Origin of the sequence: Arenibacter sp. F26102 (assembly GCF_023015865.1) — a bacterium.
Taxonomy (GTDB): Bacteria; Bacteroidota; Bacteroidia; order Flavobacteriales; family Flavobacteriaceae; genus Arenibacter.
Genome location: NZ_JALKBC010000001.1, coordinates 353,612 through 367,418 on the forward strand (window position 1 = coordinate 353,612; position 13,807 = coordinate 367,418).

General features: G+C 32.6%; 12 protein-coding genes. 2 read left to right on the forward strand and 10 right to left on the reverse strand.

Annotated elements, in window-relative coordinates:
* Nucleotide 1: 1 nt before the first annotated feature.
* The 5 genes from MWU78_RS01460 to MWU78_RS01480 all read right to left on the reverse strand — a co-directional run bounded on the left by MWU78_RS01460 (nt 2) and on the right by MWU78_RS01480 (nt 4,357).
* Nucleotides 2-1,171 (reverse strand): restriction endonuclease subunit S, encoded by a 1,170-nt coding sequence (locus MWU78_RS01460; protein ID WP_246994281.1) that lies wholly within the window; start codon nt 1,169-1,171, stop codon nt 2-4.
* 5 nt (nt 1,172-1,176) lie between these two features.
* Nucleotides 1,177-2,724 (reverse strand): type I restriction-modification system subunit M, encoded by a 1,548-nt coding sequence (locus MWU78_RS01465; protein WP_246994283.1) that lies wholly within the window; start codon nt 2,722-2,724, stop codon nt 1,177-1,179.
* Nucleotides 2,724-2,912 (reverse strand): helix-turn-helix transcriptional regulator, encoded by a 189-nt coding sequence (locus tag MWU78_RS01470; protein ID WP_246994286.1) that lies wholly within the window; start codon nt 2,910-2,912, stop codon nt 2,724-2,726. Before MWU78_RS01470 ends, MWU78_RS01465 begins: the two co-directional genes overlap by 1 nt.
* A 349-nt stretch (nt 2,913-3,261) precedes the next feature.
* A complete protein-coding gene (locus tag MWU78_RS01475) occupies nt 3,262-3,465 on the reverse strand; it encodes a hypothetical protein (protein WP_246994288.1) in 204 nt (67 codons plus the stop codon).
* Nucleotides 3,466-3,472: 7 nt separating this feature from the next.
* On the reverse strand, nt 3,473-4,357 hold the full coding sequence (locus tag MWU78_RS01480; RefSeq protein WP_246994290.1) for an ATP-binding protein: 885 nt from the start codon (nt 4,355-4,357) through the stop codon (nt 3,473-3,475).
* Nucleotides 4,358-5,052: 695 nt separating this feature from the next.
* On the opposite strand from MWU78_RS01480, the gene MWU78_RS01485 reads away from it, so the two are divergent.
* Nucleotides 5,053-5,331 carry a hypothetical protein gene (locus tag MWU78_RS01485; RefSeq protein WP_246994292.1) on the forward strand — a complete coding sequence of 93 codons (279 nt, stop codon included), beginning with the start codon at nt 5,053-5,055 and terminating at the stop codon, nt 5,329-5,331.
* A 195-nt stretch (nt 5,332-5,526) separates the two neighbouring features.
* On the opposite strand, the gene MWU78_RS01490 is transcribed toward MWU78_RS01485, so the two are convergent.
* The 5 genes from MWU78_RS01490 to MWU78_RS01510 all read right to left on the reverse strand — a co-directional run bounded on the left by MWU78_RS01490 (nt 5,527) and on the right by MWU78_RS01510 (nt 13,090).
* The gene (locus MWU78_RS01490) at nt 5,527-6,228 is read right to left on the reverse strand and encodes a hypothetical protein (RefSeq protein WP_246994294.1); all 702 of its coding nucleotides are present in this window, start codon (nt 6,226-6,228) and stop codon (nt 5,527-5,529) included.
* A 216-nt stretch (nt 6,229-6,444) separates the two neighbouring features.
* Nucleotides 6,445-7,527, reverse strand: a complete 1,083-nt coding sequence (locus MWU78_RS01495) for an HNH endonuclease signature motif containing protein (protein WP_246994296.1) — start codon at nt 7,525-7,527, stop codon at nt 6,445-6,447.
* Nucleotides 7,528-7,739: 212 nt separating this feature from the next.
* Nucleotides 7,740-9,698 carry an AAA family ATPase gene (locus tag MWU78_RS01500; RefSeq protein WP_246994298.1) on the reverse strand — a complete coding sequence of 653 codons (1,959 nt, stop codon included), beginning with the start codon at nt 9,696-9,698 and terminating at the stop codon, nt 7,740-7,742.
* A 524-nt stretch (nt 9,699-10,222) separates the two neighbouring features.
* Nucleotides 10,223-11,443 (reverse strand): site-specific integrase, encoded by a 1,221-nt coding sequence (locus tag MWU78_RS01505; protein ID WP_246994300.1) that lies wholly within the window; start codon nt 11,441-11,443, stop codon nt 10,223-10,225.
* 690 nt (nt 11,444-12,133) lie between these two features.
* On the reverse strand, nt 12,134-13,090 hold the full coding sequence (locus tag MWU78_RS01510) for a multidrug resistance efflux transporter family protein (RefSeq protein ID WP_246994303.1): 957 nt from the start codon (nt 13,088-13,090) through the stop codon (nt 12,134-12,136).
* Nucleotides 13,091-13,353: 263 nt separating this feature from the next.
* On the opposite strand from MWU78_RS01510, the gene MWU78_RS01515 reads away from it, so the two are divergent.
* Nucleotides 13,354-13,683: a YegP family protein gene (locus MWU78_RS01515; RefSeq protein WP_246994305.1), complete on the forward strand. Its 330-nt coding sequence runs from the start codon at nt 13,354-13,356 to the stop codon at nt 13,681-13,683.
* The last annotated feature ends 124 nt before the right edge of the window (nt 13,684-13,807 follow it).

Here is a 13,807-nt window from a genome sequence, read left to right on the forward strand (position 1 = left end):
ATTATTCTTCTAAATTATCATTGGGAAATGTTAACAACATATCTCGGTAATACTCATACTGCTTTTGTCTGAGCTCTATCTCCTTTGGGAGACCTTCACTAATTGAGTTAGTGAGTATGTCAAATTTGTCGAGGATTGAAACTATTCGCTCTTGTTCCTCTTTGGAAGACATTGGTATTTTTGCTTTACCTAAACCATTTGCATTTATGGCAGAGATTTTACCTGAACGAATATGTCTTCTAATTTGATCATGAAAGTGTTTAGTTCGAGTAAAATAGGCTACATATTTTGAGTTTAATGGGCTTTTATAAGAAAAACAAGCATCATGTGTAACAACACCTTCATTCCCTAGCCAAGCTGTACCCTTTCCTATGTCTTCAATTGTTTCGCCAGCTGCAACGATGACAACATCTCCCTTTTCAGCAACTCTTAGGTTTTTATTTTCAACTAACTCTTCACTAACGAAAGATTTAGTTTTATCTGCCCAAGTTTTATAATGCGTATACATTTCACCATAATGTATACATGGGACACCTTCTGAAATCATATCAGTTCTTACAAATCGTTTACCTCTTTGAAATTCACCAATTTCATTTAACGATTTCCACTCAGTTTCCGATTGTTTAAAACTGAACAATTGCTCGCGATAATAACTGTACTGCTGTTTCCTTGCTTTAAGCTCTTTGGTAAGTTCTGTTGTAATATTTGTAAAGGAATTAAGAATACGAGCGATTTTTTCTTGTATTTCTTCAGGGGGTATGGGAATGGGGATGCCAACCAATTTTGACTTCGTCAATTTTGCTCTACCACCTCCTGATAAAAAAGGAATAAAATTAAAAATCCTTAAATAGTGAAATAAGAATCTTAAATTCAATCCTTTTTTGGCACCAATGACATGAACATGATTATTAGCCCAAAATTTCCCTTTTGTATATTGAATAGAGTAATTCTCAAGACTAGCTGAACCATCTTCAGCAATTAAAAGAAATTCACCATTATGTGTATATCCTTCAACATAGTCTTGAATATTGTTAGCCCCATAATATGGGATCTCTCCAGGTATTCGCAACGAAGCTTTTACAGGTTTTCTTCCTTTGTTTGATATTTCGACAAAATTATCATTTCCTAACACTGTCCAATCAACCTTAACTCCATCCAACAATTTATTCATATAATTCATGCTTCGATATCCTTTACTATTGCATCAATCTCAGAACGTAGCACATCAGCCTTCTTCACTGTTGTTGAAATCTCCTTATTCAACTCGGCTATATTAATCTTCTCCCTATCATCTTCAGCTTCTACATAAGAGCTTACAGAGAGGTTATAGTCGTTTTGAGCGATTTTATTATTGTCAATTGATTTTGCGACATGTTCAACATCTTCTTTGCTATCGAACATCTCCATGATTTGGTCAATATGCTCATTTTTAAGTACATTTATATTCCCCTCTTTTTTGAAGAAATTTTCACCGCTTACATTGATAAACTGCGTTGCATTAACTGTTTTATGTTTTGATAGTACTAAAATATCTACCGAAATAGATGTACCAAAAAATAGGTTTGGAGCTAGGGAGATAACGGTCTCCACAAAGTTATTATCTACAAGGTACTTCCTAATCTTCTGTTCTACCCCTCCACGATAGAAGATACCAGGGAAACATACGAGTGCTGCCCTTCCTTTACTTGATAGGTAGCTTAAAGCATGCAGTACAAAGGCAAAGTCTGCTTTAGATTTGGGAGCAAGTACTCCGGCAGGAGCAAAACGGTCATCATTGATCATGGTTGGATCATTGTCACCGATCCATTTTACGGAATAAGGCGGATTTGATACTATGGCATCAAAAGGTTTTTCATCGCCTAATTGTGGGTTCCTAAGTGTGTCTCCTAAAACAATATTAAACTTATCGTAATTGATGTTATGCAAAAACATGTTCATACGTGCAAGGTTATAGGTAGTGTGATTCACTTCTTGACCAAAGAAACCTTCCTCAATAATGTGGTTATCAAAGTGTTTTTTGGCTTGTAAAAGTAAGGAACCGGAACCTGCTGCTGGGTCATAAATTTTATTCACTGTTGTCTGCCCATGCATTGCCAACTGTGCAATGAGTTTGGAAACGTGTTGTGGAGTAAAAAATTCACCTCCAGACTTTCCTGCATTGGCTGCATAATTGGAAATAAGAAATTCATAAGCATCACCAAAAAGGTCAATTTGATTTTCTTCAAATTTCCCAAAATTCAACTCTTCCACTCCTTTTATTACTGCCGCTAATCTGCTGTTTTTGTTTTCAACAGTATTACCAAGTCGTGAACTCGTAGTATCAAAATCTGCAAACAATCCTTTAATGTCTTGTTCAGAAGGATAGCCGTTTGCTGAACTTTCAATAGCGTCAAAAATGGCTTTTAAGTCAGTATTAAGATTGGAATTTGTATTCGCTGTTTTGGCGACATTAACAAATAACTGACTTGGATAGATGAAATATCCTTTAGTCTTAATCGCATCATCTTTTATGTCAGATGAAATTTTATCATCTTCATAACTAGAGTAATCAACGCTATCATCACTACCTTCAATATAATTGGTAAAATTTTCACTTATAAAACGGTAGAAAAGTGTGCCTAACACAAACTGTTTAAAATCCCATCCATCTACAGAGCCACGAACATCATTTGCTATTTTCCATATTTTCGCTTGTAATTCAGCTCTTTGGTTTGTACTTGTCATTATTTATCTTTTATTAAATCTTTTGGATTAACTTCTAATATCTCGGCTATTTCAAAAAGCACTTCAAGTCTCGGTTGTTGTCTGTTCTGCACATAGTCGTTAACCATGTTGTAGCTCTTTCCAGGTTTTTCTGCCAACCAAGTCTGCTTTATACCTTTCTGTTGGAGTACTTCCTTTATTCGGTTCATGTCCGTCTAAAATTATTCTGCCAAGATAGTATTTGATTTTAATTATCTTGTTTTACAATATAAAAAACGTTAATTATTGTTACTCACTTGGGGTGGGGACTTTAACTTTATTCGATTCCTAAATTATCTTAAAAATTTAACTGCGCCATTAAATTCATGCTGAAAAGGATTCGCTTCTACTCCCCCATTCTTTTGGCGGCATCCTGATCGGATATAAGAAAAAAGGAACTCCATTCACGCCAACAAATCAACACCTCAAAATCAACATTATGGACTGATAAAAAATAAAATATTAACTTTAAGGAACTGGATTAGTGCTTTTCATAGTATAAGGTGCTGTAAACAGATATTATATCAAATCTTTTTCATTCACAAAAACATCTTCATCTTTCCTATCTCTTACTATTCTTATTAAATAATCAAAACCTCCTTGTGCAAAACCTGTATCTATATAATTATTTGAGAAATCACATTTTCTGTGGATAATATGTCCTGGATATTTTTTTCCAGTTAAAGGTGTATAGATTATTGCTTGTCCTTTTAGAAATTTCATTTTGATTTTATTTATTTAATAAATCTGCTAATCTTATTTTTCCTGTAATTGGTTGAGAATTGTCACAGAATATTTCCCATTCTAATATGTTTTCATAATCGAAAGGGTAATTGGTTAGTTTTATTTCAGTTAACTTAAATTTCTGTCTAGGCAAAATAGGTTCGTACCTTGAAGGACCGTATTTTTCGCTGACATTACCCATTCCCAAAATTTGTACATCAAGTACATCTCTTACTGTGTTGTCAGTGTTTATTTGAAAAGTTTCGTGGTTATAAGAATTATAATATTTTTCCTCACAAATCTTTTTTAATATTCTAAATTTAACATTTACATATTTGGCATAAACAGAACCTGAGTTTATTGCATAAATAATGATTTCCTTATGTTGATTTTTGAAGCTAAAATCTAAAGAGATTACAGGGTTTTTAGTTCTATTTAGAATATCCCTAACTTCATAGTCATACATTGCTGTAGATTGGAAGTTAAAACGTTTATAGTATCTTTTATCATCTGCTTGATGGGCGGTATTACTTTTTTTGACTACAACAACATAAACAACTTTATTGGGTTCAATATCGATTGGATAGATTTTAAAATCATTTAATCTCGGTCGAATCTTACTTTGAATTATTTGCTCTAACCATTCATTAGAAAACTGTTTTCGGTCAATTGGGTCAATTTCTTTTGGAAGGTGGTTATTGTTATCCTCTGCAATTCCATAAATAATAATTCCACCATCAGAATTCGCAAGAGAACTGACGTCTTTGGAAATTTCTGTTGTTTTATTATTTTGTTTCCCAAATGCCCCAGAAGATTTATATTCAAGATTAAGACTTTCCTCAACTTTATTTTCAATGAGAGAATTTAGATATTCTAAATTGTATTCAGTCAAATTATTATGCTTTTTTAATTGATTTTAGAGTGTATTTATCATATGCCATAACATCAAAAAATTTAGATTGACACGTTTTCAACCATTTCTTGTAAATCAACCCACCATTCATAAAAATGTAAAGTTCATTTTCTTTTGTAAATACCATTCGGTTTTATTGTTTACAACGTTTTGTGTATGAGGCGTTGGGTGTCTCGGCGCAAGACATCAAAAATACAAAACTCCGCTGAAAATCCGGAAGGATTTTCCAAAGTAGTTCTGACCAAACAATGGCTTATAGGACACTGTGTTAGCAATAGCCGGTTATCTTTAAACAAAGGAAAAAATTTAGAATAGTAAAGAAAAAATTGAATGGATTTTTTATATTTGTGTAAGGTGTTTTTGGTATGCCTGCTCGTTCGTGCGAAGATTTCATCAACCAATAATTAGATAATATAACCTTCAGAGCTTATTATCCGACCATAGTATACGAACGCAAAATTTCAGGATAATAGACTTTCAACTAAAGGATTATATTATGAACACTATTGACTACTTCAAACTTCAAGCAAAAAATCTACACAGAGATTTCAAGACCCAAACTCTTCTTGTTGAGAAAACTATAGCTGGTTTTCAGTACGAGTATTCTCCGAAGTATTTTCAAATTTATGATATCATTTCGGACTTTGATATCAGACGAGGAAAAATTTAGCCTCATGAACGCACAGCATGTAATCGCCAATATTGCAGGCTTTGATAAATGGGGTACTCTGATAAAAGTATCGGCGTCAGAATTGGAACTTGCGAAATTATTATTTGAGCATCAAGATAAAATTGATTTGATTTCATGGAATTTTTATATTGGCGACGCACAATCTATGAATGAAGACGAACTCGCCGCAGAGATTCAAGTAGAAATATTCAAACAAGTTGTTATTGAAGATAATATTTTTGAAATGGTAATAGATAGTTATCTTATAAAGGGTGACTATTGATAATTGCTCCGATTTAATGATATGCTCAATGTTATCGTCGTTGTAGGGTGTTACTGCTAACGGTTTGTGTATGGTTAGTTACGAGTGTCGCGCAACTAATTAAGCAAAAGGAAACCGAACCTTAGGGAAATCCGAAGGATTTTCCGTGTAGGGCAGAACCGAGCAATTAATTATACACGCTTTTAGCACACGTTTTTATTCAACAACCTCAATTTTGACTATAAGGTCATAAGTCGTAATATTCCTTTTTAGAGATGAAAGTACAATGGAATAATTCTTAAATTTGACTAAGTCGCCAACCTTTTTTCCATTGAGGACTTCCGTATGAGCATCAATTTTGGATACTAATTTCAGCTCAATTTCTCCGTTAATTGCTTCTATAGAGTTATTGAGTGTGACTATCAAATTCCCATTAAATACTTCAACAGGTCTAAATGATTGAAGATAAATTTTATTATTATTTAAATCTTCTGAACTAGCGGGTTTTTTCTCATTTGAAGCTTTTTCTTTTATAAGTTCTTCAGTATTTTTTTTTGATTCTTTTAGGCCATCATTTGGATTTGTATTTTCAGTTATAAACCAAACAATTATGCCTACAAATATTGGAATTATGACCAAGTTCCAAGAACTGACAAAAAAGTATTTAATTTGACTTTGCCAATTACTCCCTTTATTTTGCTTTTTCAACCATTTTTCAAATCCACCCAATTCGACTGCATTGTAACCTTCTTTTGTTAATTGCCATGATTTACTGCCGTGTCTTTCAATTAAACTAAAAGCTCTTAGCTTATCTTTTGCCTTGAACCTTCTTGGTGAATCATTTTTTGAAAATGCGATCCAACGATTCTTATCGATGTATTCTAAAATTTCATTAATATCTTTATTTAACTGAGTCATGCAAATATGTGCTAACGGTCTAGTAAATGAAAAGTAGGGCGGTTGTAAGCAATACTTTTCGGATTAAACTGAAGCCGAATTTTTAAATTTTGTTAATTATCTTTTCTCTTTTTAATTATGCCAAATTTAAAGATTTGGCAACCTCGTAAATATGCCAAAACATAGGGTTTAGAACTTACTTGCCCTATTTTTTTATACATTGTTATGCCCAGTAATTTAGCGCATCATATATTTATAATTAAACTCTTTTTTATCCATTTTTAAATAATTATTAAATAATTCTTTCTTTTCGTCTGGCCAATTTTTGGAGTGTTGTTTTATTAATTTCGGATAATAATCTTTACTTAAATCATAAATCAAAAGCTCTTTCTCAATTTGTGACAAAGCTCTTTTAGCTAATTCTTTGTCAAGTGATAGTAAAGTTCGTTTAGCAATTGGTTCTGCAACCCAGGCTCCTGAATCCGTCATTTTAATTAAGGCATTCAAGTATCTATCGATTAAAGCCTCTGGTATAGTTTCTTGTATTTTAATTAAGCAAGCAGTTATTTTATTTACTTCCACAAATTGATTTTGCTCTAAAATTCCGATAAGTTCTGTGAAAAATGCTATTCTTAATCCTTCATCCGTAGTTTTTAAAATGTCTATAGGAACATTACACATAAAATCCTTTTTCAAATCAATATCCATTAGAATTGTAATTTTTCTTAGGATTTGTTCTAAAATGACTAAAGATTTCTCACGAAAATTTTCATTCGTGATAATAGCAAATAATGAATTTAAAGATTCAATATTATCAAATTCTTCTGTTAGAGTATCAATTACAAAAGCTTGTTCTCTGTCGTTTAATAATTGTAATTTGAGCGGTATGTTTTCTGGTTTGGATGAGTAATTTTGAGCTAATTCGATTATTACTTTAACCTCTTTTGTCGGCTTGTAAATATTAATCTCAATATTTGAATTATTTAGATGTTCCGTATTTAAATTTCTACTTAGTTGACTCGTTACTAATTGGGCTTGTAAAACTCCATTTTCCACAAGTTCATAAACTTTGTCTCGCCGAGTTTTTAGTTCAATATTGGTAAATTTATTCCCTTTTGGATGTCGATCGTCATAACCTCCAATTTCTTGATGACAGTCAAAACACAATGGTATTCCATTATCATCGGTGTTACTTCCTCCATCAGCTTCGGCAATAATATGTGCTGCTTCTATATTTGTTCCGCACGGCTTATAACATAGACAACATATTCTTGCTGACTTTATGAACATTCTTGCTTTTGTGTTTGCGTTAAATGGCATATGGTTTGTTCTTATTGGGCACAACGTTTGGCTATGATTAGTACGGGAGTTCAGCGGACTGAACTTTCGGATTATCACTTAGCCGAATCTTTATATTTTGATTTATCCTTTTTACTGTAAAGCCAAATCATAAAGATTTGGCGGATTTGTTATGAATCTCTGAGCTTTTGGTAAAGTACTAAAACCCGTATTAATTAGAGGTTTTGTTGTGCCTAGTTTATTATTTTTTTGATTTTTGATATCCAGTCCATTTCTGTTTCATTTTTAAAAAATGGGGTCTGATAAATTTCTATATATTTTTCAGCAAATCTAATTTTATTATACCCTTCATTGTCGTTAAAAAAATCTTTTATAACGTCTTTTTGGCTATCTTTTAGGTCAAAAACAGAATATGAATTCAAAGCGTTTTCACGTACTTCACAAGATTCAATGATGTTTTTAATATTATCATACTCATCAGAAAATTCAATAAGAGTTTGTTTATATATGAAAGGGCTTAAACAATCTTCTATTTCTGTTGGTGGACTCATTGAGTTTTTATCTACATCAATGAGTTCAGTTCTTAAATTCTCTTTTTTATTATTCCATAGTCGATAGAAAAATAAATTTTTATTATTGTTTTCATAGTCAACTTCAACTCTTTCAGAGTCGGTATCAATAAGACAGATAACTTTACCGTTTATTTTATAATCAGGGTCTTTTATTGGTGATAAAAGGTTGTTGTATAATTTTCTAACTTCCTTAAAAGAACCTAAAGGAAGTATTCTGAGCTTGCTATTTTTAATCTCATCTTTAAAAATTATCTCAAAATATATTTTTTCTGAAAGACCTTCACATACTAACCAATTGTATGGCTCATCTTTTAGAATGGAAAATAAGATTGATTGGACTAAGTCGTTGTAGCTCTTTATATTATAATCAATTGGTAAAGGTCCTTTGTTTTTTTTCTTGTCTTGAGTAATCGTTTCTCTGTAATTGTATAAATTGAAAAAATCTGCTGATGTTTCATTTGAAGCGTTTTTTCTAATCGAAGTAGCACTACCATTTAAAACGATAGGTAGAAATCCATACCAATGTGTTGAGACAATAATTTGATGTTTGTTTTTACTCAAACTAAATAACTTCTCAAATTGGTCGTAACAAGCTGAAATATGTAAAGAAGCTTCTGGCTCATCTACTGCCAAAATTATATTAGAATCAGTGTTTTGATTCTTGAAAAGAAAAGAATATGCAACATCTATAAGAGCTTTTCTTTTTTCGCCTGAACTTAATTCGCTTACAGGAATTAATTTTGTCCCAGTTTTTGGCTTTTTATTTAGAACTTTTATTGAAAAGTAGGCTTCTATAATTTTAGAGACTAAATCGGGCATTGTAAGGCTATTTTTATGATAACCTTTATATTCGTATTCCTCCAAAATACTTTCCACATCTTTAACAAAACTGTTTAAATCCTTATTAATCTGTTTAAGGGTACCAGGTTTAATAGCTTTTACAATTTCATCTTGTATGTTTTTATCCATTAGTTTCTGCATTTCTACAGTTTCTAATTTGGTGTAAGTAAAGACATCCGTTTCAACAGGTATATATAAATAGGAATAATGAGAAATTATGTAGTCATAAAACCCTTTATAGTAACTCTGTATTTCTTCGTCACTAGATTTAATAGCAGGGTTTTCCCCGATAAAATCTATATAGTTTTGATAACCACCAAAGTATATTGAATTGTCGTTGTGTTTTTTACCTACAATAAGTAAAAAATAATCTTCTGTGTTGTAAGATTTTTTTAATTCAGACTTATGATTATTAAATTCAGAGGAACTTTTAGATTTAGTTTTTAAGTTATTTTTCCAAATAAAACTTGAAAGTTTTTCAGCTTTCTCATAAAGTTCTTGGTCTGCTGTTTTTGTGTTTTTTAATGTGCTTTTTTTAATCAAAAACACTGGTGCAATATAAGGAAAGTTATCACCACCTACTCCTTCATTCTTGGCTTCATTGTTAATAGGCCAATCATTATTTTTTTTGTTTAAGACACAATCAATTGCTTCTAAAACTGAACTCTTTCCAACACCATTTTCCCCTATCAAACTAGAAAATCCAACTCCTTCTGAAATTGGAATAAAGGTAATTCCTTTATAAATTTTGAAATGTCTTAGAAATATTGATGTTATCATTCAGTTATTTTTAATTAGGCACAACGTACGCATATATGTACCGGTACATATATTCCCATTTTGCCTGGAACGTACCTTAATACATTTGTATGTGCGTAAAGTCCTTAAATTTCGTATTAATTTTGCGGATGTAAAGAGGGGGGAGTATTACAACCGAGAGCTTGTTATAAGTCTTCTAAGGTAGGAAATATTAGGAACTGTATTTGCTTAATCGATAAAGGTCGGTTATATCCGTTGTATGGGATTTTTTTGTTAGTTTAGAATGTGCATTCGCCTTATACAATTACGAAAATAAATTTGCTATTTGATTGTTCCCGGACTACCCCTGTTTTCATTTTTCCACTATTTTCATGTTACATGAAAAAGCTAACTAATTGAAAATAGAGCATGGAGACAATAGCCATTGCAAGAAAAGCACTTTACGATTTAATTTTGGGAAAAAGGTCTGCGAAATGTAGTACAACAAATTAATGTTAAATCACATAAACTGAAAAAAATATGTGCGGAGGACTTATTCTGATTATTTAACTTGATGGTTGTAACAGCACTTCAAGTGCCTTATCCACAATATCAGTATCTAATTCTTTCAAGTATGCTTGGGTAACACCCAGATTTTGGTGGCCCAGGGATTCACTGATCACATCAGTAGCCACACCCTTTTGTTTGAGGCAATTTGCAAAACTATGCCGGGCCACATAACTGCTAACATTTTTGGTGATATTGCACAGTTTAGCTACTTCCTTGAGCTCTATATTATAAATCCCCAACATTTTATGCTTCCGATCAGCAAGTTGGGTGGGGGTATAGTCTTCGCGAAAAAGCAGGGGAAGTACATATTTGTTGCCATAACCATGTTCTCGATAATAGTCCAATATTTTCTGAACAGGGGGCATAATGGCTATGGAGAAGTTTCCTTTGGTCTTCGCTCTGGTGTAATAGATGACATTAGCTTCTACATCTTTCCATTCCAAGCACATCATATCCGCAAAGTTCATTCCCCTGGTATAGAAGCTAAAAACAAAGTAATTTCTGGTATTGATTAAATGTGGGTAATCAAACAGATCTAAATTGATGATGCGGATGATCTCTTCATAATCCAATGCACGTTTAAAACCTTTGCCTCTTAGCCTTGATATTTTATAGGTTTTAAATGGATATAGATTTTCCTTGATTACACCACGCGCTATAGCTTTGTTAAACAACGCTCTTATGGCACGCATTTTTACACCAACGCCACCATCAGTGCCGCCTCTAGATCGAAGGAAGGCATCATACTTACTTAAAAAAGCAGAATTTACCTCTCTAAAATTTAGTTTCTTGATTTTATGAAAAATTTGAATTGAAGTTTTAGCATCTTTATAGGATTTAGCGTTTCCTATACGTCCTGCATAGGTCATTTCTCCAATAATCTCATCAAAAAAGGCAAATACATCATTTTTTACTGGGTTGAATGTAACCCTATATCTAGTATCAAATTCCTGGATAGTGTAGTCTGGATTTTCAATTTCTAAATCCGTTATAATTTGATAGGCTCTTTCCTTAAACTTTACAAGTAGGCGGTTATATTGCACAGAGTTCAAATTCCTTTTATTGAAATTTCCGGTTGCTTCCACCCATTCACTCAACTTTGCACTGAACGGTGTTTTATAATGTCTGCATTGTCTTTCTTTTGTAATACGCAAACAAACGGGATAGGTTCCATCCGACAACAACTTTTTTTTGAGAACTATTTTGAGTGTAATCATATTTTATATATTTTGGGACAACATTTAAACTATATACCCTGACATCTCTAGTTGCATATGGTAGAATTGGGGACAACATAGGGACAACAAATAGACTATTAAATGTAAAAATTGTATTGCTAAATACAAAATAAATATTCATAAACAATTGGTAATCAGATCATAAGAAGACAAATGACGTTACATGAAAACACCACTTTCGAGGCTGTTAATCAGAGGGTCCTTGGTTCGAGCCGGAGAGTGGAAAGAGCAAAAAATAAAAGAGCTGCACAAAAGTGTGGCTCCTTTATTTTTTACCCGTTTGGAGAGAGAAGTTTACCCTGAGCGGAGTCGAAGGGAGCCCAAGAGGGGGGAGCTTTTTATAGAAATCCAATCTATTAGTTTAGGTTGGATTTTTTCGTTTAAGGCCTATTGTACAGTACCTAACTGCATTATGTGCACTAAAAACACTTTCCAATAAAAGTCAACTTGCCAAGTTATTTTGAGAAAAAAGGGACCCATTTAACCTACTCAATTACCGCCAACGTCTCCGCATATGATGCGTAGCGTGTAAAAAGACGCTAACGTTTCGGGTTATACACGAGCCGAATTTTTAAATTTTTATTTCTATCTATATTTTTCTAAAAGCCATATTTTAAAATTTGGCGGTCTTTGCAAATACACAAAAACCTCTCGTAAGGCCTGTAATAGCTATGTTTTATAGGATAGTTTGTTGGCAACTGCCTTTTCTTTTTTAAAACTATGTAACAACATTCCAATAATTACCAATAGAATTCCTACAATTGAGTAAATATCTGGTAAATGAATTTTTAATATAATGATTTCTCCAACTAGAGCGAATAGAACTTCAGCAGATTGGGTAGCTTCTACAGAAGCCAAGGCTTTCTCATCTTTTTGAACTTTATCTGTTGCCATAAAAAACAAAACAGTAGCAATAACACCTGAACATAAAGCAACTATTAATGTTTGATACACTTGTTGTTCATTAGGTGTTTCATTTATAGTAACTCCATAAATCGATAATAATATCCAAAAAGGTAAACTGCCTAGCGTCATTCCTAATGTTCTTTGTATTGCGTTTAGTTTTCCGTTGGTAACCTGCATCATTTTTCGATTACCTAACGGGTAGGCAAAAGCAGCGATTAAAACAGGGATTGTTCCAAGTAAGAGTTCATTTGTTGAAATAGATTTAGCTTGACTTATTTGCATAATTAATATTCCTAACAATATTATTAATGAGAAAAGAAGTGCTTGCAGTGATATGGTTTTCTTAATGCTCGTTTTATTAATAATTGGCGAAATTAACATTCCCGCTACAATTGTAATTTGCCAAGTACTTGCTACAAGCCAAGAAGGTCCATAAGCAGCAGCAAAAGTCAAAGGTGCATAAAATACTCCAAAACCTATTGTACTCCAAAGTATCCATTGCCAAGGTTTTTTTTTCATTTCTATTAGCAGTGGTTTTAGGTTTTTTCTAAAAAGAACCAAAACCAAAAGGAAAGGAATCATCCAAAAGAAACGTAGCGAAGAACTCCAAATCCAATGTCCACCATCGACTGACATTAATCTATTTAGTACAAAAGTTACTGCAAAAAATAAAGCGGATAATACGCCTAGCAAAATTGCTGATGATTTATTTGATTTCATTAAGGTTATCTTCGTTTTTTAGGTTGTTGCCAACAATTGGATATAATAAATAACTATATCCCCTTTATGTCTACTAAAATAGATTATTTGGGATACACTTCATAATAGTCATTTCTCTTGGATTAAGAAGTACATTATTTTCTAATGAAATCATTGTAATGCTTCTCAGTAACTATTGAGGTGGGATATAAGTGGGGATCATATTTAACCTAAGGCTGTCCAAAAAAAATATTATATTTAAGAATTAATATAAAATATTACAAATGGGAAAATTTGAAATTAAAAAAGACAAATCCGGACAGTTTAGGTTTAATTTAAAGGCATCCAATGGACAGGTCATTTTGGGAAGTGAGGCTTATACTACGAAAGCAGCTTGTGATAATGGAATATCATCCGTAAGAACAAATTCGCAAGAAGATGGCAGATATGAGCGCAATACGGCCAAAGATGGCAGCCCTTACTTTAACCTTAAGGCATCCAATGGTCAAGTAATCGGTAAAAGTGAAATGTATTCAAGTTCCGCTTCAATGGAAAATGGTATTGCTTCAGTGAAGAAAAACGCACCTGAGGCTACCATTGAGGACAACTCATAATGGTCTTTGGAACAACAACGGATTACGTTGATAATCACCACGAAGGGCAGTCATAAAGACTGTCTTTTTTTTTTTAACCATTTGGTAAGAGAAGTCTACTCTTGGTGGAGACGAAAGGAATCAA